We start from the raw sequence: 23,736 nt of genomic DNA on the forward strand, positions 1-23,736 counted from the left end.
TTAATGATTAGAATGATCAACAGCAGCTTTATTTTCCTTGCCGTGTTGTTCATCTGATTCAAGAGAAATGTCAGTGATAACTAAGTCATCTCTAACCTCAAAAGTGAAAGTGACATTATCACCGACATTGAAATCAACCATTTCTATATTGTCCGCGACGATAAAATCCATCGTCGCAGCAGGTCTATCCCATTTCTCTATTGGGCCTCTGCTAATATTTAGAATCCGTGTATCAATATCAATCGCATTAATCAAACCAGATACTGTTGCTGATGATACTTCAGGCTCACTCATGATATGAATTCCAGTAATTTCATATCCACCGTCTTCGGTTTTGCTCACTTCAAAGTGCAAAGATTGACCTGACTTTAATGAGTCAATATCGACTTTTTCAGCCACAGTAAAATCCATAACCATTTCAGGCCAATCCCAAGCTTCAGCAGGGCCATGTGAAATATTAACCATGCGGTGCCCTGCCATAACACTATTAACATCCCCTTGCATCCAAACAGAGTTAGGCACTTCATCATGAGTCATTCGTTTAAAGTCAGAGCTTTTACTTGATTCAGAATCAATCAAGAATTGGGCAGATGTCACCACAACGTCATCTTCATTTAAGCCGTCTAATATTTCGATGCTGTCGATATCAACCCGGCCAATAGTCACTTCAATAGATTTAAATTGCCCATCACCTAACGCAAGTACTACTCTGTCCTGTTTACCTGTTCTAATAACGGCTTCTTTAGGCACGAGGATGGTGCTATCAGCTTGATTAGCGTGAATAGAGACTTGTGCAAACATATTTGGTTTTAATTGATAGTCTGTGTTATCAAATTTCAATCTCACTCGGAGTGTGCGTGTTTTACTGTTCAATGTTGGATAAACATAATCAACGACACCAGCCCAGTCCTCACCGGGTAAATAATCCAGTGTCATTGATACAGGAAGTCCTTTTTTAATTAAGGCTGCGTCACGTTCAAACACTTCTGCTTCAACCCAAACTTGATCTAGCTGGCCAATGCTTAATAAGGTGTTTCCCGGCTTTACATAAAAACCTTCTCTAACCTTCAAACCATCGACAACACCTGCTTGTGGTGAATAAAAGGTAATTGTTTGCTGAACCTTTCGTGTCTTTTCTAGCTTTTGAACAAAGTCTGCTGAAAGCTGTAACGCTTTTAGGCGATCTTTGGCTGCTGAAATTAAAGAACTATTGTTGCGCTTTAACGCTATTAACAGCTCTTCCTGAGCATTAACTAACTGAGGAGAATATAGTGTATAAAGAGGCTGCCCTTTCTCTACAGGGTTACCTGCTGCTTTGATGTAAAGTTTATCAATCCAGCCATCAACCCGTGGGTGGATATGAATTAGCTTATCTTCATCATATTGAACATAACCTACCGTTGAGATTTCAGTATGCATATTTTTCAGTTCAACAGGTGCAGTGCGAACCCCAAGGTTATTCACTACATGAGGCGCAATTTTTACTGCTCCGGGGCCAAAGTCATCACCAGATGATCCTTCCTCATACACTGGAATTAGATCCATCCCCATAGGCGACTTACCGGGCTTGTCCCGGCGGTAATTAGAATCCATCGGTGCAACCCAATACAGAGGCTTTTTTTCTCCTGATGTTGCTTCATTACTATTACTGTTTGAGCCAGTACCTTGATATAAACTCAATGCTCCAGCACCAAGTGCTGCCCCAATGATGATGGCAATAATTGTTTTTGTATTCGTTGACATTATTTTTCTCCAAATTGCTGACTGGATAAGTGCTGATTAGTTTTGTGTGAAGTTTGCATCGACTTATGTTCAGCATTTGAGTTAGATTGAGAATGCGCAAAGAAATAGTTGATACGAGCAACTGTTTTAAGTGCGTCAACATCAATTCTTAAAGCTGATATTCTGGTATTTAATTCGGCAATTCTTGCTCGAACAACTTCGGCAAAATCGCCATCATCATTTGTGTAGGCTGTCAATGACGCTTCTGCTTGGTCATGAGTTTGTTTAAGGAGTTGTTCTTGATAGATAGATTGTCTATCTGATAAGCGTTTAAGCTGTCTTAGTTCTTTTTCTAAAACACTGATCATTTGCTTTGTCAGTAATAGTTTCTCGGTTTTAATAGTCTCTGAATCTGCAATAGAAGCTGCAACTTGCTTATCTTGTCTGTTCTCGGTAAACAAGGGTAAATCAAACGTTACCCCAACAGAAAATAAATCAGCTCGGCTATCACCAGAGGGCATATTGTCGCGATAGGCATAACTAGCATTAACACCCCATTGCGGCTCATATTGCTGTTTGGCTAACTCAATTCCTTTTTCTGAAGCTTTGCGTTTTATATCAATCGCAAGTATGGCTGGGTGATTCGAAAGCTCCTGAGCCAATAGATTTCTTGAGTAATTAGATGCTTTTAGGACTGTTGGATTATTCAATTGAATCGAAGGCAATTCTTTTGAGACGCTAAACTCTAATGGTTGCGCGTCAAAGTTGAATGATTCATTCAAACGATCCGCATCGTAAATATGAAGCCACTCATTGAGACGAGCGATTGTCGTTTCTAGTTTCTGCTTTTGCGAAGTTAATCTGTCATCTAACTGCACGATTTCCAACTGAGCACGAATAACATCTTGCTGTCTAGTTTTACCAACAACGTTTGAATAGCTAGCTTTAGCCACTTCCGCCATCTGCTCAAAGAGAGACCAATCATCTTCAATCAATTTAATAGTTTGTTGGGCTAAGTAAGCATCTAACCAAAGTTGTGACACTTGGCTTTTCAACTTAGCTTTACGATCCTCTCGTAACAGTGGAAATTTCGTGGACTCAATTTGTAACTGGTCTTTCTTGATCTCTAGACTGTCGCCTCTCGGAAACATTTGAGAGACGCCAACCTTTAGCTGAGTCATTCCTTCCTGATCTAAATCCCAAGTATCTGTTGGTAAATTCATTATCCCTAGCGATACTTTCGGATCAGGCAAAGTACCTGAAGCAATACTTCTATTTTCAACTGCACTTTGTTTCAATCGGCTACCATGAAGCCAAGGATCATTTTGCTGAGCTAAGGTGATAGCTTGTTCAAGCGACACTACTTTCTCAGCTTGAGCTGAGAATACAGATAAGCCGAGTATTAATGCAGTTGAAAGTGAAGTAAGGTTTGAAGAGTTCAATTTCATTAGAATTGCTCCTCGTATGTCTTAACTTTTGCATAGACTTTGCTCGTTCCATCTTTAAATAGAATTAACACGTTGTATGGCATAAAGCGGTCATCGACTTCCATACCGGGAGAGCCAACTGGCATTGCTGGAACTGAAAGCCCAATCGCATTGGGATGTTCTTCTGATAAGAACTGCTGAATAAATTTAGCAGGTATATGACCTTCAAAGGCAAATCCATTTCTACTCACTGCCGTGTGGCATGAACGGTAATTAGGTTTGATACCATACTTAGTTTTGATGTTGCCGATGTTTCGGAAATCTTTGGAATGCGCAACGATCCCTTTGTCTTCAATATGAGTTATCCATTTTTTACAACACCCACAAGTAGGGGTTTTATAAACGATTAACTCCAAAGGTGTTACGTCGTGATTGTCTGCATGGTTATGTTCGTTGGCGTTTGCAAACGCAGGTGAAAGCAGCATTACTACTGCTATTTTTAAATACTTATTGATCATTTTTGCCCCCAGACATCGCTGGAAAATATCTATAGCGCTACGACGCTATATTGACTAACAGAAAAATTAATTACATGTGCGAGAAATTTGGACGCACTAATCCTGTATTAGGCAAAAATTGGTGGACGATAAAGGGAAGTGGAAATTGAATGAGGTTGTTTAGATTGCAGAGCAGCTACAGATTCACTGAATATTTGAATATCTGTCGAATCAATACTGGAATTTAGGACTGTCGTAGATGAGCAAGCATTTGCAGGACAAATACATTCAACGTCACAACAATCTTCTGATTGACCATTACTGCTTTTATTCATATCACCATGATCCATGTTCATGTTCATGTGTGATTCGTGAGAACCTGATAACATTTCGCAAGGCATAGCAGAATACGCAAATGCTTGCCCTACAAAGGCAACCAGCATAAGCGTCATTACTAAGACTTTTGAAAATGCTTTAGACATAAAATTCTCTTACAAATATACATCTCTAATACTAATGCAAATTTTTGACTAAGTCAATTGATGCTGTATAAACATTTATGAATATTTGATTATCGTCAAATTTTTCAAAGAGGTAAGTGACAAATAATAATCTCATCAGACTTCTTATCTTCGCTATTCAATGGCTTTTATTTTGAGACTTAAGTTGCTCTCTCATTTCTAAAACTCGATCTGCCGAATAAGCTCCTGCTCTCATAACAACCAGTTCAACAAATGAAATATCAATTAACTTATGGTCAGCATCAATCACATAACAACTCCCACTATGTGTGTATATTTCTAACTTATCTTCATCAGCAGATTTGCTAACAATCTTTGAAGTCACGATTTGCTGAAATGGCCGAAACCTGAATGTTTCATCTTCAATAACCCCCCCTGATAAAAACTCGCCAAGAAATATTTTTTCAAATTCTTTATAGTCGTAAACAGATACTATGTAGGCATCCTTTAAATATATTCTATCCAACGTATTCCCTTACTAATAACTAGCCGGGAGCATATCTCGCAGCTCTAATAACTCATTAGGAGAATACATACACTCATGCATTAAATTAAACTCAAATGCATTTACATCAAACTCTTTAGATTCAGCATCTAAGATATAAAAGTCAACACCAAAGCACTTACTTTCTAGACCATTGATTTCCAAAACCTTTATCGTGAATAAAGCATCTCCTTCTTTACCATTTTCATTTTCGTCAGCAAATGTGCCGTAAAGCACCCGTTCAACTTTTTCCTCTGTATCAGATTGAATTGAGATAAGTTTTGCGTTGGTTAGTTTTACTCTAGGTCTCATGCTTGAACTCCTTTCATATCTTCTACAGAAAAAGGACGAAAAAAACTTAGATATTTAACCCCATCAACTTTAAGCAAATTGTTGTCAGCATCAAAATGTGACAGAACACTAGATTGATACAACGAAATGTATTTTTCATAATCGATTGTGTTAAAAAAGTTGGTATCAACGCGCCTCGCATAAAAAACAAGATCTTGCTGTTCGATACGAACAATGAACTTCTGATCGCCATCTAGATTTTTGACTCGTAGACATAAATCAGGTTTGTGCCAATCAGATACAAAGGAAGGAATCAATGGGAAGCCATATACCAAATAGCGCATACCTTCGATTTTGAAGGTTGTTGGATTGAACTGAGCCTTATTTACTTTGCCGCTACTGAATAATTCAAGTGTCAACACCAGCCAGTGCACATGCTTAGAAAATGTATTTCCTTCAGAAATACAGCCTTCAAACTCACCATTATGGTTTACATGATTGATGTACATGTATTTTCTAATGTCATCCAAGGAAAGCTTTTCAAACGGAAACTTGCAAGCGATTAGCCTGAAATAACAACCATGAACTTTTAAATCTGCATATTGAACTATCAACGGATCATCAAAGGCATCAAAGTATGGTCGCCACTCTAAGCGGAAGTCTGCACCTGTATTTACAATAAACTTGGCATTTTCAGGCAACCCTAAAACTTGGTATATCACTGAAACTAACTCTAATGTTTCGATATCTACCAGCATCAGGCTTTCAATACGGTTTGCCATTGACTCAATTTCTTTATGAAGCGATTCAATAATTTCTTGATCATCGTATTCGTTGATCATTAAATATTTCAGGGAATCGTGCTTTAGAATTGAGTCCAGCTTTTTCTTTTCAAATACTTCAGAGAGATATTTATGGGTATCAGAAAAATAAGGGCAGTTATAAACACCTCTAGCCCACAGGCCTTGGGCGTAAAGATCAGGAAACTCTAATAACTCAGCAAACTCTTTTGCTTGTTTATTGAGCTTATTCTTTAATTGATAAAGTGAGATCATTTAGTTCTCCAAACAACTTTCCAATAAACAATGGCCTACCAACACATTGCTTTATTTATTGTTCAAATAACCAAATTTTTACGGATGCTCCGCTTCACTGTTCACGTTTTTCAAGGCGAAAAACATGTGTAGGCGTAGGCTGTCCGTTCAGCCTTCATATTATAATATCGCCAAAAAACAAAATGACAACTTACGTATTTGTACAACTTTAGGTAGATATTTTGAGTTTGAACTCTGAAAAGCTAAGCCCAAACAGGGATACGACCATCTCTTCATTTATATTGGAGCCGGGAAATTTTTTTTCAAAATTTCCAATAATGCTATCTAGGTGGCTAGCTAATATTTTTACTAAAAATATTTCCGAGTTTGGTGAGAGTGCAGACAGTGCTATCAATGGGTTGTCAAAGGATTCAGCTTTTATTTTTACTAGTAAATCGCTGTAACTGTCACAACCATATAGACAAATAGCTGCCCCTTCTTGGGCTTGTCCAAGGGGAATAGTTAATAATTTAGATAATCGTTTTGCCTGCCTTTTTATATTTACTAGCAGGTCTTCTTTATTAAAAGACATCAATACACCAAAAAACGGCAACGCTAGGCCACGCACCTATGTCACTCAGTTTTTGTGAATATTTAATCTTTTAGTTCAGAGTAAATCCATTTCGTCCTGTTTTCGTGGGAACGGGCTTCTCTGAAAAGCCACTGCAAAAAGCAGTGGCTATTGTCGCAATATTATAAGGAAATGTGAATGGTAGTTTGATGCCTACATATTCTTTTCAGTGAATTCAGCCAAGCTACTACGCTCTACTTCATCAAAAATTAGCACTGATCCTTTTTCATAATGACGATACACATTAACAGCCGCACTTGCACCAGAAGAAGCAGGTGTTACAAACTTATCATCAATCTGGGCTAAGTTGCCCAACACGATTGTGCGACAATTTTTGCCACCACGACTAAGCATTCCTTTAATTTGAGCACGGGTCATATTTTGTGCTTCATCAATAATTAAAACAGCATCATCAATTGACCTGCCTCGAAAATAAGCCATAGAAGTAAACTCTATATTGGCACGCTCTATGACATGCTCAACAGTTGCACTAATATTACCTTCATTGTTATCACCTGAATGCATTGATATAAGCGCATCTGTTATACCTGCTAATAACGGCATTGATTTCTCTGTCAGGTCACCGGGTAAAAACCCCGGATCATCGTCCATAAAGTCTCTGGAGCGCACCACAACGATTTTTTTGTACTTTTTTAACTCCAATACTTGATGCAGCGCCGAAGCAACTGCTAAAAAAGTTTTTCCGGAGCCAGCAGGGCCAAGGATGATATTTAAGTCATAATATGGATCTGTTAATTGGCTTAAAGCTACTGCCTGACGCTGATTTTTAGGCAAAATGCCCCATACTTTTTCTTGTTTACGAGGCAATAACTTTGTGAATACCTCAGTATCTGTTACTTCTGAAATTCGCCCAATGTGTCCAGCTTCATCGTACCAATACATGTTTGGCTGAACTTCATCATTAAATAGACTTATTGGGAAAGTATAAACTTCTCCTGAAACCTTGAAGTCTTTGTCTGATTTAATTCGATCAAAAAGATCTCCTTTAAAGGCTTGTACCCCTGTGTATAAAAGATCAATATCTGATATTTGATTATCTACGGCAACGTCTTCTGCCATGACCCCTACGGTTCGAGCTTTCAAGCGCATATTAATGTCACGGCTAACAATTATTACGTCTTTATCTAAGTCCTTCTGAAGATACAGTGCATAGTTAATTATTCTATTGTCAGCGTCACTTCCAATACCGTGCTTTAACTCTTTAGCCATATCGAGCTGGGTATCAATTCCAATAAACAGTCTTCCTCGTTTAGCTGTTTCAGTAGAAGGCAGTGGAATACCAGCTTCCATCTCTTCTGCACTGTGCCCATTTATTATATCTTCAAGCATACGAATACATACACGAGCATCAGCACTAACCGATTTGTTAGTTCTTTCTTTTAAGTTATCTAATTCTTCTAGAACTGTTAGACAGATGTATACGTCTTCACTGTACGCAAGAAGTGACTTTGGATCATGAACTAGTGCCGATGTATCCAATACTCTTGGGTTTTTGTTTTCACTTGGATTATTCATTTTAGTTCTCCTTTGAGAACGATTTTAATTAATTAGCATTTTAGATTTACCTTAGCTTTATTATTTTTGTTTGTGCCTCTTGCAGGTTAAATCCGTTATTTATATTTATTGATGAATGGTTCTATTCTTTAAGTCACACTTAATGACATGTTAGAGAGATTAGATCTTAGCCTGTTATAAATACTCAATTTATTCAGTAAGAATAAGGTCTGTAGATAGGTCTGCACAAATATTGAAAAAAAGCTTGCAGTAATACCTGTTTTACCACACCCAGCAGGACCAGTAAGTATTACCAATTCAATTGAGGTGTCGAGCAGTGCATCAAGCGCCATTGCTTGGTAAATATTTTTTGGCTTTATTCCCCAAGCGCTTTGATGCATTAGTCGCTCTGCACCAATATCTCTAATAGTAATATGCTCGTCGTCATAGGATTTAACTCTTGCGGCAAACTGATCGCCATCATCAAGTAAATATTCATTACAAAACACATCCGGAATTAAATCCTTAGGAATGTGATGAACCGTTTCGCGACCATGTTGTTCGGTGTTGCACTGACCAACATGCTGCCAAAAATCACCGGCAATTTTTTTATAACCGCTGGTAAGTAAAGCTATATCGTCAATGAGCTGATCGGTACGGTAATCCTCAACATATTTAAGCCCTGCCCCTTTGGCTTTTAAGCGCATGTTGATATCTTTAGTAACCAGTATGACTTTTTTATCGCTGTGCTGATTTTGTAAGTGCACCGCACAATTAATAATACGATGGTCGTTTTCATTGCCCGGTAAGCCAGAAATAGAATCAGCAAATAAATGGTCGTTTACAATCAGCAAGCTTCCCGTTAACCCGCCTTGTTTATTACTTGGTAGTGCAACACCTTGTAGCATTTGCTCGGGAGAGGCCTGACTGAGCACTCCATCGAGCCCTCGAATAGCCACTCGGGCATCGCGGCTCACATCGTGTTTTCTATCTTTAATATGATCAAGCTCTTCCAATACCGTCATTGGAATAACCACTTGGTGCTCTTGAAATGACAAATACGCGAGGGGTTCATGAAGCAAGACATTGGTATCTAGCACATACATTTTACTATCAAGGTTCGAAGCTTTTCCCATAGCACTTTCCTTACGTTTTATGATTTTTATGCTATACCCAATAAACTAATCAATGTGACTAATAAACTTGATTAATTACTTAGGTATAATTTGAGTTTAGTCTATTTGTCATAAAAGTCTGTTTTATGACAAATATCATTTAGTTTGAATTTCCTACAAAATCGGCGCACTAATAAGCGCTTATTGATGGGAATAATTCATACTTATAAAATTAATTAAAAGGCAGGCAAATAGCGCCTTGCAGTGGTGTTATCTAACAGGTAACATAGCCGCCTTTTTCTTCATAGACGAGACATACATGAATTTTTCCTTAGGTCAGCGTTGGATCAGTGATACAGAGTCAGATTTAGGATTGGGCACCGTAGTTGCCATTGATGGCCGCCAGGTCAGCATTTTATTTCCTGCCAGTGGTGAAAACCGTGTTTATTCTTCTGCAGAAGCTCCGGTAACCCGCGTAGCATTTAATCCTGGTGATGTGATCCGAAGCGTTGAGGAGTGGGAATTACAAGTTGAGTCAATTGAAGTACAAGGCGAATTACTGTGCTATCACGGTGAACGTATTGATAACGGTGAAAAAGTACAATTAAAAGAAACCTTTTTAGACCATTTTATTAAATTTAATAAACCACAAGACCGTTTATTTGCAGGCCAAGTAGACCGCTTTGACCGATACACTTTGCGCTACCAAACTTGGTTACACCAATTTGAACGCCAACAATCACCAATTAAAGGTTTAATTGGCCAACGTGCCAACCTTATTCCGCATCAGCTTTATATTGCCCAAGAAGTAGGTAAACGTTTTGCGCCGCGTGTATTACTGTCTGATGAAGTAGGTTTGGGTAAAACCATCGAAGCTGGCATGATTTTACATCAACAGATTATTACTGGTCGCGCCAGCCGTGTGCTTATTGTGGTACCTGAGAACTTACAGCACCAATGGTTAGTAGAAATGCTACGCCGTTTTAATTTACGTTTTTCTATTTTTGATGAAGAGCGTTGCGACGAAGCGTTTGCTGATTCACCTAACGTATTTGATACCGAGCAACTGGTGCTTACCAGCCTTGAGTTTTTAACTAAGAAAAAACGTTGGTTTGAACAAGCTACGTTGGCCGACTGGGACTTATTAGTCATTGATGAAGCCCATCATTTAAGCATTAACAACAATAAACCTAGTGCCGAATACCAACGTATGGCTGAGCTGAGCCAAGACATTCCGGGGTTAATTTTATTAACAGCAACGCCAGACCAACTGGGTCATCGTAGCCACTTTGCACGCTTACAACTGCTCGACCCAGATCGCTTTTACGACTACGACGTATTTAAAGAAGAAGAAGCAAACTACAAAGATGTAGCCGAAGCAGCTAACCAACTACTGCAAGAGCAAGCATTAGATGATAACGCTAAAGCGACCTTGATTGAGCTATTAAAAGAAACGGATATCACCGATATTCTTGAAACAGCACAGCAAGGTGACCTTGAAGCACGTAAAGAAATTTTAAATATGCTTTTAGACCGTCACGGTACTGGGCGCATTTTATTTAGAAATAGCCGCAGTGGTATTGATGGTTACCCAAGTCGTAAATTACACGCCTACCCTATGGCTTTACCTAAGCAGTACAAAACCGCAATGACCGTATTAGGTAATATGAGCGGCATTCAAAATGCTGAACTCAGTGCGCAACGTGCACTTTTCCCTGAAAAAATATTTCAAGAGTTTGAAGGTGAAAGCGCCAGCTGGGGTTTATTTGACCCCCGTGTCGATTGGCTAATCGAAACGCTAAAAACACTCAAACGTGAAAAAGTACTTCTTATTTGTGCTAAAGCCGAAACAGCAATCAGCCTTGAGCAAATATTACGTGAACGCGAAGCAATTAAAGCCTCTGTGTTCCATGAAGGTATGTCGATAATTGAACGTGACCGCGCCGCCGCATTCTTTGCCGATGAATACGATAATGCTCAAATATTACTGTGTTCAGAAATTGGTTCAGAAGGTCGTAACTTCCAATTCTCACACCACTTAGTGTTGTTTGATTTACCACTGAACCCTGATTTACTTGAGCAACGTATTGGTCGCTTAGACCGTATAGGACAAACACAAGATGTAAACATTCATGTGCCTTACTTTGAGAACACGGCACAGGAAGTATTATTGCGTTGGTACAATGAAGGCCTAGATGCATTTGAAAGCACTTCAACCACAGGGCAGTTATTGTATAAAGAGTTTAGCGAAGATTTACTTGAGTACATTGCAGCTCATAACTGTGACGAAGACGAGCTAGACCCATTACTTGAGCAAGTGGCACAAAAGAATGCAGTATTACGTAAGCAAATGGAAAGTGGTCGAGATCGCCTTCTAGAATTGCATTCATCAGGGCAAGGCGCTGCTGATTCACTTGTGGCTGACATTGAAAAACTCGATAATCAGTTTGAGCTACCAAGTTACATGATCAATGTGTTCGACACCTTTGGTGTAAGCCAAGAAGATAAAGGTGAAAACACCATAATTTTAAAGCCCACTGAGCATATGCTTAATGCCTCATTCCCAGCTTTAAAAGAAGATGGCATGACGGTGACCTTTGACCGTGATACCGCTCTTTCACAAGAAGATGTTCACTTTATTAGTTGGGATCATCCTATGGTGCAAGGCACTATGGACATGATTTGCGATGATGACTTTGGTAGTGCGTCAGTGGCGTTACTTAAAAACAAAAAGTTACCACCAGGAACATTCTTTGTTGAGCTAATCTTTGTTGCCGAAGCAATGGCACCAAAAGTACTGCAAGTGGGCCGTTTTTTACCGCCTACGCCTATTCGTATTTTACTCGATAAGAGCAGTAATAACTTAGGCGAAAACGTTGGCTTTGATGGCTTTAATCAACAGTTATCTGCGGTAGGCCGTCAAACAGCAAGTAAATTAGCCGGTGCATTACAAAGTGCGGTTCATCCGATGATCAACACAGCAAAAGACATGGCGCAACAAAAGCTGGATGTTATTCGTGCAGAGTCATTAGCTAAAATGCAAACATCATTAAGTGAAGAGCAGCAGCGTTTAGAGGCACTTAAACAAATAAACCCAAATATTCGCCAAGAAGAAATTACTTTTTACGACAAACAACGCAATGAGCTAACCGCACATATTGAAAAAGCGCAGTTAAAACTCGATGCCATTCGTTTAATTGTGGTTTCTCACTAAGGGATCTAGCTGTTAGCTATAAGCTGTCAGTCGTTAGTTAAAGATCAACTAGCGTGTGTATTGAAAAAAGCGCGATATTTATATCGCGCTTTTTACTTGAGCCTTTGCGCTCGCTCCACTAAAATAGTGCACTTCAAAATCGCTGAGGTCTGCCGTGTTAGTTAATTACAATCCCCCTATGAGCCCGTATTTAACTATACTGTTTCAAGACGATGATTTACTTATTGTAAATAAGCCTAGCGAGTTACTTACCGTACCAGGTAAAGACCCAAAACATGCTGATAGCTTAATTAATCGCGTCAACCGTGTTTTTCCTACGGCTAAAATTGTTCACCGTTTAGATATGGCTACCTCAGGGATACTTTGCTTGGCAATGAACAAAGCCGCTCATCGGCATTTAAGTATGCAATTTCAAGAGCGCGAAACGGCAAAACGTTACATTGCGCGAGTTTATGGGCAACTTGAAAGTGAAACCGGCTCAGTTGACTTACCGCTTATTTGTGATTGGCCGAACCGCCCTAAGCAAATGGTTGATCACGACAATGGCAAACCTTCACTCACGCATTTTAAAGTGCTTGAACGTGAAGCACAGGCAACCCGTGTAGAGCTTACTCCTATTACAGGGCGTTCCCACCAGCTGCGCGTGCATATGCTAAGCTTAGGCCACCCTATTTTAGGCGATCGTTTATATGCCCACAAAGACGCACTTTCTGCGGCACCTCGATTACAGCTGCATGCACAAATGCTGCAACTTAAGCATCCTGTCACAGAGCAAGTACTTACGTTTGAAACTGACCCCGAGTTTTAAATAAACACGCAAATAGCTAAACTTTTATAGCCTCGCGCCGATACCTAAATAATCTTTATTGTTTGAGTTTATTATGGTTGTTGCGCAATTTATAAAAATGTCACTGTATGCATTGTCAGCTGTTTGCATATTAATGCATTGGCAAGCATATGCAGTAGAACATATAGCCCCTACAGCCCACTCAACTATTATTGAAAATGATATTAAACGCTTGGCACCAGGGGATGAAATTAAAACCATTGAGCTTGGCGACACCCCATTTTTAACCTTACATCGTGAGTACATGAGCGCTGATTTTAGAGGTGTGGTGATTCTAATACCCGACTGGCAATCGAGCCCTACAAACAATTCTGGCATGAACTTTTTGCGCAAAGAGTTAAATAACCATGGCTATAGCACTTACGCTATGACGGTGCCCGATATTAATTGGAAAGCTGCTGAGCAGAGCAGCGAGGCAGATAATCAACCGGCTGCAGCAGATAACAGCACGCCAACTGAGCCGCCTCATCATGTTGATTATATTGAGCAGGTCAATGTTGACGTATTAGATAACTACAAAACAAATTTAATTGCTCGCTATGGGGCCCTCTATCAGCAAGCGATTGAAGCCTCGAATGATATCGTGGTTATTGCTCAAGGAACCAGTGCGGGAGTATTAATGGAGCACTATGCTGATTTTTCAGATTTACAGATCAATGCATTTATTAGTTTAAGTAGCTTTTTACCAAATTCACAGCGTAATGCGCGTTTGAGCCAAACCACCTCTTTAGTGACACCTGCGTTATTAGATATTTATTTTTCAGGCGATCATAACGATATTTTAATGAACCTTAAAAACCGTCAGCGTTGGGTTAACCGTAATGCAAAGTTTGATTACCGCCAGCGCCAGCTGTTTGGATTGCGCGACGCGCCGCAGCAACATGCACGCTTGAGCAAAGAAATAGACGGTTTTTTACGCCGCCTTTTTTAAATACTCGTAAGCAGCTTGAATATCTTGACTTTTTTTAACCGCGACTTCCATCATATGCTTAGGTAAACCTTGCGATACCAGTTTATCAGGATGGTGCTGAGCCATAAGCTTTCGGTACGCTACTTTAATATCACGTTGCGACGCGTCTTTATTTAATCCCAATAAGGCCAATGCCTGCGAGCGATTCATATCATTACTTGGCGGAACATGATGCCCTGAGCCTTCTCGGTAACTACTACTTTGACTTTGCTGCTGTCTAAAGCGCTGTTGTTGCTGCCTAAAATTAAACTCAGCTTGGTAACGTTTTAGCACAAACGCAAAGTGCGCTTTAGATACACCCAACTGCTTACTGACTTCTTGTAATAATTGCTTTTCTTGTGCGGCAAGTACCCCATCAGAAAACGCCATTTGTATTTGAATTTCTAAAAATAACTGCAGTAAATCGTAACGTTTAGCAAAGCGTTCTTTAAAGTCATAAACCGTGTCTTTGAGAGAAAAGTCGCTATCTTTACCTGATTGAAACGCTTGTTGAGCTTCACGGCGTTCTTCGCCTTTTAAGCCCATTTCATCCATAAATAGCGTCGCAGCTTTAATATGGGTTTCACTTATTCGTCCATTTGACTTGGCAATATGCCCCATTACTGCAAAGCAGCTAGAAAAAAACAGTGCTTGGCGTTCGTTAACATCATCGCCCTTAAAAAGGTTAGAGAAGCCGCCAGCCTGATCAAAGTCTTTCTTTAGGCTTTTATCAAACATATGACCTAGGTATAAGCCTAAAATGGCGCCAAATATTTTGCCAAACATAAAACCAAAACAGAAACCGAGAATTTTTCCCCACATTTTAAAACTTACCTCTAGTGTTTTATATTTAGCTTATGGCGCTAATTGTTGGTTAAGAGTCGATAAACGCTCTGGTGTGCCTATATCGTCCCATTGGCCAATATAGAGTTCAGTGGAGACTAAATGTTCATTTAATTTTTCACGCAGTAAAGGCCCTAACGGGCGGATACCTAGGGCCAGCCCTTCAAAGAAATCAGCCTGGTAACGGCCAATTCCAGAAAATGTATAGCGCTGTTCACTATTAGGTAAGTGGCTTAGGGTAAAATCACCCTCTGGGTTATGCGCAGGATTTTCAACCAATACAATGTGCGCTTCTTTTGGCTGTAAATGCAGCTGCATTAATGCACTAATATCGTAGTCGCTGTAAACATCACCATTAATAACAATAAATGACTCACCTAATAAAGGAAGTGCTTGAATAATACCGCCTGCAGTTTCAAGCCCGCCAGTCACCTCTTGGCTATAGGTTATGGTTACCCCCCATGCACTGCCATCTGCAAAATAGGCTTTTATTTTATCTCCTTGCCACGCAAGGTTAATCACAATTTGGCTAATGCCAGCCGCTTTTAAGCGCATAATATGATGTTCAATAAGTGGCTTACCTGCCACACATAACATAGGTTTTGGCAGCTGTGCGGTGAGCGGCATCATACGTTTACCGCGTCCAGCAGCTAAAATCATCGCCTTCATAATTGTTCCTCTTTTAACCGCTGCTGTACTTTTAGTATCACGTAATTTTTTATCCAATCTGATAAGCCGCAAAGCTCCGGATATTGTGCCGCTACCTCTATTACGTATTCAAGCGTAGGAAGTATATTCGCTAAGTAACCTTTTTTGCCATCACGTAGGTACAAGCGACAAAAAATACCCGCCGCTTTTAAATGGCGCTGCAAGCCGGTTAAATCAAACCAATACTTAAATTGTGCAAATGACTCATTAGTTATTAAGCCTTGGCGCTTAAATTCGTCATAGCCAAACTCAAGTAAGTGAGTAAGCTCGTCATTAGGCAACTTAAAGTAACAATCTCTTAAAAGCGAGACCAAGTCATAACATAATGGGCCTTGTACCGCGTCTTGATAATCAATAATTGCCCATTGCTGCTCGCAACGCATAATATTACGACTATGGTAATCACGGTGCATAGTCACTATAGGTTGTTCAAGCAGTGTATTGATTAACAGCGTAGTGCTTGTTTGCCAAATATTTTGTTGCTCAGTGCTGAGCTCTGCACTAATAAAATCATTAACTAACCAATTTTTAAAAATATCCAACTCAAGTGCAATAAAATCACTGTCGTACGGGTTCATTGCCGGTGCTTTTGGCGTTTTAGACCACTTGGCACTTAAACTGATCAGCTGCTGGTAATACTCACTGCGATTGGCATCATCAAGCAAGTCAGCTAAATGGGTGCTGCCCAAATCACTTAAAATAAAAAAACCTTGTTGCTCGTCACTATAAATAATGGATGGTAATAAAAAACCCTGCTCAGAAAACACCTTATTTAATGCAATATAAGGGACGTTGTTAACTTTTTTTGGATCGGAGTCCATCACAATAAAGCTTTTATTTTCAGCATTTAATCTGTAGTAACGGCGAAAACTGGCATCTGCGGTTATTGCATTAAGCGCGCAGGATTGCTCACTAAAGTGAGTATTAATAAACTGTTGTAAACTCTCAAAGCGTGTCATTTTATAAGCTATCTATTTTTCACTAATTACTTTGCCATTGTTTTCCTTTATTATGTATAGCTTGTAACTAATCACAGAGCATAAAGGTCGATAAATGAGCAAAACCTGGGGCATTTTGATGCTAAGCGTACTGAGCGCACCATCGCTTGCCGAAACTGAACTGACACACAATTTTTGTGGCACTTCAATGCAAACCAGAGCTTGGCAACCGCTAGCTGGCCTTGAGCTTGGAACGGTTGATATCAGCGCTGATGACGTTGAGCTTTTAGGCACACAAAGCGCTGAATTTACTGGCAATGTTGATATTAACACCGTTAACATGAGTTTGTCCGCACAATCAGCACTGATTGATAAACAACGCGGCCTACTCAATGCTACCGGCCCAATTACCTACCGCGATTATGTAAGCCACGTACAAAGTGCGGGCTTAAACGCTGATTTAAACAACTCATCATTTAGCTTATTAGGCGCACAATACAGCCTAACACAACAGCAAGGCAAAGGCGGTGCGGAAAAACTCACCATTGATGAGTCTGGCTTAATGCTGATGAATGCAAGCTTTACTGCTTGTCCTGGAAATACGCCAGTGTGGGCTATTGAAGCTGATGAGATTAATTTATCTCGTGAAGAGGGCTGGGGCGAGACCTACAATGCGGTGCTACGTATTTTAGACACGCCAGTACTCTATTTACCTTATTTTACTTTCCCACTTGATGAGCGCCGTAAATCAGGTTTATTAACGCCCAGCTTTTCAAGTTCAGATCGCTATGGGTTAGAAACAATTACGCCTTACTATTGGAACATTGCTCCAAACTATGATGCAACCATTACCCCGCGTTATATGTCACGCAAGGGGCTACAGTTACAAACTGAATTTAGATATTTAACCCCAGAGCACCAAGGCCTAGTGGCTGTAGAATACCTAAATAAAGATGATTCAGAGCCAGAGCTAGACGAGCGTTTCTTGTTTCATTGGCAACAAAAAAGCTATATAGGCGAAGACTGGCGAGCCAGTATTGATATTACCAATGTCAGTGATGATAACTACCTGACTGATTTAAACTCAACCTATGCAAGTAAAACCGATACTCAGCTTTATCGTACCGGCTCACTGACTCATATGGGCGAGATGTGGCGTACCGATATAAAAATACAAAACTTTGAAGTACTCGGTGACCACCTAGAATCATATACAGCCTTACCTCAAGTTAGCTTTACACAAACTACGCCGTGGAAAATTGATTACTTCGATTTTAGTGTTTCAGGCGAGCTAAGCCACTTTACTAATAGCTCAGCGGTGATTGACCAAGCAACTCGCGTTCATATAGAACCTAAAGCACGCTTTGATTACAAAGAATATGCCTGGTCGTTTTTATCTGAAGTAAGCTTGCTACAAACTAACTATAAACAAGACGGCGACTTACAAGGCACTCAATATAGCGAGACTGTCTCGCGTACATTGCCAAAAGTGCGCTTATATTCTCAGCTTAACTTTGAGCGTGATACCTCAATTTTTATCGACGATGGTATTCAAACCTTAGAACCACAAATTCAGTATTTATATACACCTAATAAAGATCAGTCTGATATTGGCTTGTACGATACCACTAAATTACAAGACGACTTTTTTGGCTTATTTAGAGATGCGCGTTTTTCAAGTGTTGACCGAATTGCCGCTGCGAATCAGTTTACGCTTGGGGCAACCACCCGTTTATTTGATAATAAAAATGAAGAAGTATTTAACTTCAGCGCAGGCCAAATATTTTATTTAAGTGACTCAGCCAAGCCCACAGAGCAAGGGCTTAACAGCGACAGTAACTACAATGCCTTGTTTGCAGCGCAAACCATGTTACATTGGCACCGCCGCTGGTATTTATCCGGTGGTATTCAGTACGACACGGATGGCAAGCAAATTATCCAGTCAAATTTAACCTTAGACTATAAAGGTGACGATAATCAGCTGGTTCAATTGAACCATCGCTATGCAAATGATGTCTCAGGAAATACAATCGAACAAGCGGGCTTATTTACAAGCATCCCTATTAGTGACGAATGGCAATTTATTGCAAGTTACCATCGCGATCTTGATAATAACCGCAGTATTGAAGTATTTAGTGGATTACAGTATGAATCGTGCTGTTGGGCGTTCCAAATTACTGGCCATCGTCAAATTGAAACTGATTTAAATCAGTCAATTGGGCAACCCCAAGCCACTTTTGATTCGAGCATTCGTTTGAATTTTGTATTAAAAGGGCTTGGTAGTAAAAGCCGTTATGATGCTCAAAAATTATTACAACAAGGTATTTTTGGTTATCGTAGGCCGTATTTTCTTAATGACTAAACTGCATTTTGTATAGTAAAAATTTACAAATAACTATATCAATCTAGCCGCATTTAGCATTACAACAGTACTATTAGTAAGAGTAGTAAAAAGAATATGAATTTAAAAAAATTATTAACATCAGCAGTTTTAACGTTTAGCTTATGCCAAAGTGCATTCGCCGCTCCGGTCGAAATAGACAAAGTAATTGGTATTGTAAACCAAGGCGTTATTTTAAAAAGTGAAGTTGACACCATTGTTGATCGTGTTAAAAAACAAGCAGAAGAACAAGACCAACAGCTGCCAAAAGACGAAACACTTCGTGTACAAGCAATTGAGCGCTTAGTTAATCAAACACTAATGATGCAAATGGCTGAGCGTATGGGCTTAGAGATATCAGATAGTCAGCTTGACCAAACACTCGCTAACATGGCCAAAGAGCAAGGCGGTACAATTGCTGATTTGCGTCGTACTATTGAAGCGTCGGGTGAAAGCTTTCAAGCTTACCGCGAAGAAATACGTAAAGAAATAACCACCCAACAAGTCACGCGTGCAAACGTAGACCGCCGTATATATGTAAGCGACCAAGAAATTGATAACTTGCTAAAAATTATGGATAGCCAAGGCCAAAACGCCGAAGAATACGATATTGGTCATATTCTTATCGATATTCCAAGCGGTGCAAGTGCAGACGACGTAAGCTCTGCAAAAACACGTGCAGACAAAGTAATTGAACTACTACAAGACGGCCAAGAGTTTAAGCGTATTGCTATTTCTTCATCAAGTGGTTCAAAAGCCCTTGAGGGTGGTCAGTTAGGTTGGATGGGCATTAACGAAATGCCATCACTATTCGCAGAAGCTGTAAAAGGTGAAAAGAAAGATGCGATTATTGGTCCACTTCGCTCTGGTGCGGGTTTCCACATCATTAAAGTACAAGACGTGCGTGGCCGCCAAGTAGTAGAAACCACTGAAATTAAATCTCGCCACATCCTTATTAAGCCTTCAATTATTTTAAGCGAAGAAAAAGCCCGCACTATGTTAGCTGGCTTTGTTAAAGATTTACGCGCCGGTAATGCTGACTTTGCAGAACTAGCTAAAGAACACTCGCAAGATCCAGGCTCAGCACTTAAAGGCGGACAATACGATTGGACTGATCCAACTACCTACGTGCCTGCGTTTAGAGATACATTACTATCTCTTGATCAAAACGAAATCAGTGAACCATTTAGAAGCCAGTTTGGCTGGCACATTGTGCAATTACTAGACAAACGTGTTGCAGACAAAACTGAGCAAGCTAAACGTAATCGTGCACATGGCATGTTGTTTAATCGTAAATTTAAAGAAGAAAGCTTTAACTGGCAGCAAGAAATGCGCGAACAAGCCCATGTTGAAATTTTCCCAATAGACGAATAATTATGACCTTAAGAATTGCGGTAACCCCTGGCGAGCCTGCAGGCATTGGCCCTGACTTGCTATTAAAATTGGCACAGCACAGCTGGGATGCACAACTAGTAGCGATTGCAGATGCTTCGCTACTAAAGCAGCGCGCTAAACATTTAGGTTTAAACATTAAATTAATTGAATTTGATGAAAGCGCTGAAGCCATGCCTACTGCTGCTGGCAGCTTATACATAAAACAGATTGAGTTAGCAGAACCGGTTGAACTGGGTGTACTAAATGACGCAAACGGACAATACGTACTAGATACACTGCGTATTGCTAGCGAAAAGAATATGGACGGCACTTTTGATGCTGTTGTTACCGGCCCTGTTCATAAAGGTATTATTAACCAAGCCGGTATTTCTTTTAGTGGCCACACTGAGTACTTTGCTCAACAGTCGGGCACCGCTGATGTTGTTATGTTATTGGCTACCGAAGGGCTGCGAGTTGCATTAGTAACAACGCATATCCCGCTTGCTTATGTTGCTCGTGCTATTACCCAAGAGCGACTGGTTAAAGTGGCTAATATTCTTAATCATGACTTAAAAACCAAGTTTGGTATTGAGCAACCGCGTATTTTAGTCTGTGGCTTAAACCCGCACGCTGGTGAAGATGGCCATTTAGGCCGCGAAGAAATCGACACGATAACGCCTACACTTGACATACTAAGAGCTGAAGGGATGAACTTAATCGGTCCTTTACCAGCAGATACATTATTTCAAGATAAATACCTAAATGAAGCCGATGCAGTACTGGCTATGTATCACGATCAGGGATTACCTGTGCTAAAATACAAAGGATTTGGTAAGTCAGTGAATATAACTCTTGGCCTTCCATTTATCCGCACTTCAGTCGACCACGGTACTGCGCTTGATTTAGCCGGTACAGGCGATGCTGATGTTGGCAGTTTTGAATTAGCGATCCGCGAAGCAATTAAGCTCGCCCATGAAAAAGCACAGAATCAATGACCGATAAAGTACATTTAGGACACCGCGCCCGTAAACGTTTTGGCCAAAACTTTTTATTCGATGAATCAATCATTGATAAAATCGTCACCGCTATTGACCCCAAGCCACAGGATAATTTAGTAGAAATTGGCCCAGGCCTTGGCGCTATTACTGAGCCTGTAGCAGATTTGAGTGGCCATTTAACGGTTGTTGAGCTAGATAAAGATTTAGCCCAACGTTTAATTGAGCACCCTTTTTTAGGGCCTAAATTAACCGTAAACCAAGGCGATGCAATGAAGTTTGATTTTGCAAGCCTAGTTAAAGATGACAAAAAGCTAAAAGTGTTTGGTAACCTACCGTATAACATTTCTACTCCTTTGTTGTTTCATCTTTTTGAATTTGCCGATCATATTGAGCACATGCACTTTATGCTGCAAAAAGAAGTAGTAAAACGCATGGTTGCAGGCCCAGGTAGCAAAACCTTTGGCCGCTTGAGTGTAATGACTCAATACTACTGTAATGCTATGCCTGTAGTAGAAGTACCACCAGAGTGCTTTAAACCTGCACCTAAAGTAGACTCTGCGGTTATTCGCTTAATCCCTAAAAAGGCAGAACAGCGCACAGCTAAGAGCGTTAAAATATTAAATACAGTCTGTTTAGAAGCGTTTAATCAACGTCGTAAAACACTGCGCAATAGCCTAGGCAACCTTTTAACCGCTGAAGAGTTAACCAGCATTGGCATTGATATTACTTTGCGTGCTGAGAGCCTGTCGTTACAACAATTTATTGATATAGCTAACTGGATTTATGACAACAAGCAGTAATATGGGATCACCTGTAAAGGTATCTGTAGAAACATTTTATGTAGAAGAGCAATCGCAACCTGAACTCGATAAATTTGTGTTTGCTTACTCCGTTACTATAAAAAACCATAGTTTATGCAGTGCAAAACTACTCAGTCGCTATTGGCTAATTACCGATGCCAATGGCAAAGAAGTAGAAGTGCAAGGTGAAGGTGTGGTGGGTGAAACCCCAGATATAGCCCCTGGTGAAAGTTACAAATACACCAGTGGTGCAATATTAGATACTCCCGTAGGCACCATGCAAGGGCATTACACTTTACGAAACGAGTTTGGTGCTGAGTTTGAAGCACCAATAAATGTGTTCCGTTTAGCTTGCCCTAATATCTTACACTGATTAAAACAGCGACTAATGGCTGACTACGCAATAGGTGATTTACAAGGCTGCTTTAACGAATTTAGTTTATTGTTAAAGCAAGTCGACTTTAACCCTAGCAAAGACCACCTCTACCTAGTAGGTGATATTGTTGCTCGCGGCCCAGACTCCAAAGCGTGCCTTGATTATATTTATCAACATCAAGACAGCGTTAGCGTCACATTAGGCAATCATGACTTACACATGATTGCCTGTTATTTAAACAATGTTGCACCCAACCCTAAAGACAAACTAACGACATTGTTCAACAGCAGTAAACTCCCCGACTACATCGCGTTTTTACAAACTCAGCCTCTAGCTCTTTATTTAGAGCAGTATGATTGTTTTATCTCTCACGCAGGACTTAATCCTGATTGGTCATGCGAGCAAGCCATTCAGCATGCCCAATTTGCGCAGCAATGCTATGGTGCTGACAACGCTCAATACTTCTTAAAAAACATGTATCAGCCTCACCCACTTTCATGGAGTGAGCAGCTCGATGACGCTGCAAAGTTTCGCTATATCGTTAATTATTTCACCCGCATGCGCTTTATTGCGCCTGATAATTTGCTTAATTTTAATGCAAAAGAAGCAACAGCCAATAGCCACTCATTAATTCCTTGGTTTTCTCACCCTAAAATAGTTAACGCTCAACATGACCTTATTTTTGGTCATTGGGCAGCACTTGAAGGCAAAACGCCCTACAAACACCTGTACGCTCTAGACACAGGTTGCGTCTGGGGCGGCTCAATGACCTTAATAGATTTACAAAGCAAACAAAAATTTTCAGAAAAATCACAACTTTTGTCTAAATAAACTGAAAAAAGTTAATACATCTGTTAAGTTTAAGAGTGCATGTTAAATTACATAATTACAAGCCATTCACAACTAAGTGTAAAAAATAGCAACACTCCCTGAATCTAATTAAGGATGAGGAGAATTGCCTTGTATTATTTTATATTCATAGTCGAATAGTTGAATTATGTATGCTTAGTGTGTGATGTAGTTTTGCGGTAAATTTAGCAACTAACTATTAACAGTAAAAATTAATTATTTT

The 23,736-nt window shown here is 40.0% G+C and carries 21 protein-coding genes and 1 pseudogene; 9 read left to right on the forward strand and 13 right to left on the reverse strand.

Annotated features, from left to right (window positions below; all coding sequences use genetic code 11):
- From BW139_RS13875 to BW139_RS13920, 10 genes and pseudogenes are all read right to left on the reverse strand, one after another.
- A complete protein-coding gene (locus tag BW139_RS13875) occupies window positions 1-1,743 on the reverse strand; it encodes an efflux RND transporter periplasmic adaptor subunit (protein ID WP_004589254.1) in 1,743 nt (580 codons plus the stop codon).
- Window positions 1,743-3,170 carry a TolC family protein gene (locus BW139_RS13880; protein ID WP_004589253.1) on the reverse strand — a complete coding sequence of 476 codons (1,428 nt, stop codon included), beginning with the start codon at window positions 3,168-3,170 and terminating at the stop codon, window positions 1,743-1,745. The genes BW139_RS13875 and BW139_RS13880 overlap by 1 nt, the downstream gene beginning before the upstream one ends.
- Window positions 3,170-3,667, reverse strand: coding sequence for a DUF411 domain-containing protein (locus BW139_RS13885; RefSeq protein ID WP_036956660.1), 498 nt, complete (start codon window positions 3,665-3,667; stop codon window positions 3,170-3,172). Before BW139_RS13885 ends, BW139_RS13880 begins: the two co-directional genes overlap by 1 nt.
- 107 nt (window positions 3,668-3,774) lie before the next feature.
- Window positions 3,775-4,128 (reverse strand): hypothetical protein, encoded by a 354-nt coding sequence (locus BW139_RS13890; RefSeq protein WP_076920055.1) that lies wholly within the window; start codon window positions 4,126-4,128, stop codon window positions 3,775-3,777.
- A 157-nt stretch (window positions 4,129-4,285) separates the two neighbouring features.
- Window positions 4,286-4,633, reverse strand: coding sequence for a hypothetical protein (locus tag BW139_RS13895; protein WP_016899198.1), 348 nt, complete (start codon window positions 4,631-4,633; stop codon window positions 4,286-4,288).
- Window positions 4,634-4,645: 12 nt separating this feature from the next.
- A complete protein-coding gene (locus BW139_RS13900; RefSeq protein ID WP_008109627.1) occupies window positions 4,646-4,963 on the reverse strand; it encodes a hypothetical protein in 318 nt (105 codons plus the stop codon).
- Complete coding sequence (locus BW139_RS13905) at window positions 4,960-5,997, reverse strand: hypothetical protein (protein ID WP_008109625.1); 1,038 nt, start codon at window positions 5,995-5,997, stop codon at window positions 4,960-4,962. Before BW139_RS13905 ends, BW139_RS13900 begins: the two co-directional genes overlap by 4 nt.
- A 208-nt stretch (window positions 5,998-6,205) precedes the next feature.
- Window positions 6,206-6,568 (reverse strand): hypothetical protein, encoded by a 363-nt coding sequence (locus tag BW139_RS13910; RefSeq protein WP_076920056.1) that lies wholly within the window; start codon window positions 6,566-6,568, stop codon window positions 6,206-6,208.
- Window positions 6,569-6,760: 192 nt separating this feature from the next.
- Window positions 6,761-8,143 (reverse strand): PhoH family protein, encoded by a 1,383-nt coding sequence (locus BW139_RS13915; RefSeq protein ID WP_076920057.1) that lies wholly within the window; start codon window positions 8,141-8,143, stop codon window positions 6,761-6,763.
- Between the two features lie 257 nt (window positions 8,144-8,400).
- Window positions 8,401-9,258: pseudogene (locus BW139_RS13920) on the reverse strand (PIN domain-containing protein); the annotation flags it as partial.
- Between the two features lie 298 nt (window positions 9,259-9,556).
- Between BW139_RS13920 and rapA the strand changes: the two are divergent.
- The 3 genes from rapA to BW139_RS13935 all read left to right on the forward strand — a co-directional run bounded on the left by rapA (window position 9,557) and on the right by BW139_RS13935 (window position 14,229).
- Window positions 9,557-12,451 (forward strand): RNA polymerase-associated protein RapA, encoded by a 2,895-nt coding sequence (rapA, locus tag BW139_RS13925; RefSeq protein ID WP_076920059.1) that lies wholly within the window; start codon window positions 9,557-9,559, stop codon window positions 12,449-12,451.
- 154 nt (window positions 12,452-12,605) lie between these two features.
- The gene (gene rluA / locus BW139_RS13930; protein ID WP_076920060.1) at window positions 12,606-13,259 is read left to right on the forward strand and encodes a bifunctional tRNA pseudouridine(32) synthase/23S rRNA pseudouridine(746) synthase RluA; all 654 of its coding nucleotides are present in this window, start codon (window positions 12,606-12,608) and stop codon (window positions 13,257-13,259) included.
- A gap of 73 nt (window positions 13,260-13,332) precedes the next feature.
- The gene (locus BW139_RS13935; protein WP_076920087.1) at window positions 13,333-14,229 is read left to right on the forward strand and encodes a DUF3530 family protein; all 897 of its coding nucleotides are present in this window, start codon (window positions 13,333-13,335) and stop codon (window positions 14,227-14,229) included.
- Here the strand turns inward: BW139_RS13935 and djlA are convergent.
- The 3 genes from djlA to BW139_RS13950 are packed head-to-tail and all read right to left on the reverse strand — an operon-like array spanning window position 14,212 to window position 16,757.
- Window positions 14,212-15,069: a co-chaperone DjlA gene (gene djlA / locus BW139_RS13940; protein ID WP_010391624.1), complete on the reverse strand. Its 858-nt coding sequence runs from the start codon at window positions 15,067-15,069 to the stop codon at window positions 14,212-14,214. The two genes, BW139_RS13935 and djlA, sit on opposite strands and share 18 nt — an antisense overlap.
- A 33-nt stretch (window positions 15,070-15,102) precedes the next feature.
- A complete protein-coding gene (murU, locus tag BW139_RS13945; protein ID WP_076920061.1) occupies window positions 15,103-15,759 on the reverse strand; it encodes an N-acetylmuramate alpha-1-phosphate uridylyltransferase MurU in 657 nt (218 codons plus the stop codon).
- Window positions 15,756-16,757 (reverse strand): aminoglycoside phosphotransferase family protein, encoded by a 1,002-nt coding sequence (locus BW139_RS13950; RefSeq protein WP_076920062.1) that lies wholly within the window; start codon window positions 16,755-16,757, stop codon window positions 15,756-15,758. The genes murU and BW139_RS13950 overlap by 4 nt, the downstream gene beginning before the upstream one ends.
- Window positions 16,758-16,851: 94 nt before the next feature.
- On the opposite strand from BW139_RS13950, the gene lptD reads away from it, so the two are divergent.
- The 6 genes from lptD (at window position 16,852) to BW139_RS13980 (ending at window position 23,495) form a co-directional block, all read left to right on the forward strand.
- Window positions 16,852-19,098 carry an LPS assembly protein LptD gene (gene lptD / locus BW139_RS13955; protein WP_076920063.1) on the forward strand — a complete coding sequence of 749 codons (2,247 nt, stop codon included), beginning with the start codon at window positions 16,852-16,854 and terminating at the stop codon, window positions 19,096-19,098.
- A gap of 96 nt (window positions 19,099-19,194) precedes the next feature.
- A complete protein-coding gene (surA, locus tag BW139_RS13960) occupies window positions 19,195-20,490 on the forward strand; it encodes a peptidylprolyl isomerase SurA (protein WP_076920064.1) in 1,296 nt (431 codons plus the stop codon).
- A gap of 2 nt (window positions 20,491-20,492) precedes the next feature.
- Entirely contained in the window at window positions 20,493-21,485 is a 993-nt protein-coding gene (gene pdxA, locus BW139_RS13965; RefSeq protein WP_076920065.1) for a 4-hydroxythreonine-4-phosphate dehydrogenase PdxA, read from the forward strand.
- Window positions 21,482-22,288 carry a 16S rRNA (adenine(1518)-N(6)/adenine(1519)-N(6))-dimethyltransferase RsmA gene (gene rsmA, locus BW139_RS13970; protein ID WP_010391631.1) on the forward strand — a complete coding sequence of 269 codons (807 nt, stop codon included), beginning with the start codon at window positions 21,482-21,484 and terminating at the stop codon, window positions 22,286-22,288. The genes pdxA and rsmA overlap by 4 nt, the downstream gene beginning before the upstream one ends.
- A complete protein-coding gene (gene apaG, locus BW139_RS13975) occupies window positions 22,272-22,661 on the forward strand; it encodes a Co2+/Mg2+ efflux protein ApaG (protein WP_041709470.1) in 390 nt (129 codons plus the stop codon). Before rsmA ends, apaG begins: the two co-directional genes overlap by 17 nt.
- 15 nt (window positions 22,662-22,676) lie before the next feature.
- Window positions 22,677-23,495 carry a symmetrical bis(5'-nucleosyl)-tetraphosphatase gene (locus BW139_RS13980; RefSeq protein WP_076920066.1) on the forward strand — a complete coding sequence of 273 codons (819 nt, stop codon included), beginning with the start codon at window positions 22,677-22,679 and terminating at the stop codon, window positions 23,493-23,495.
- The last annotated feature ends 241 nt before the right edge of the window (window positions 23,496-23,736 follow it).

It is taken from the genome of Pseudoalteromonas sp. SK18 (assembly GCF_001974855.1).
Taxonomy (GTDB): domain Bacteria; phylum Pseudomonadota; class Gammaproteobacteria; order Enterobacterales; family Alteromonadaceae; genus Pseudoalteromonas.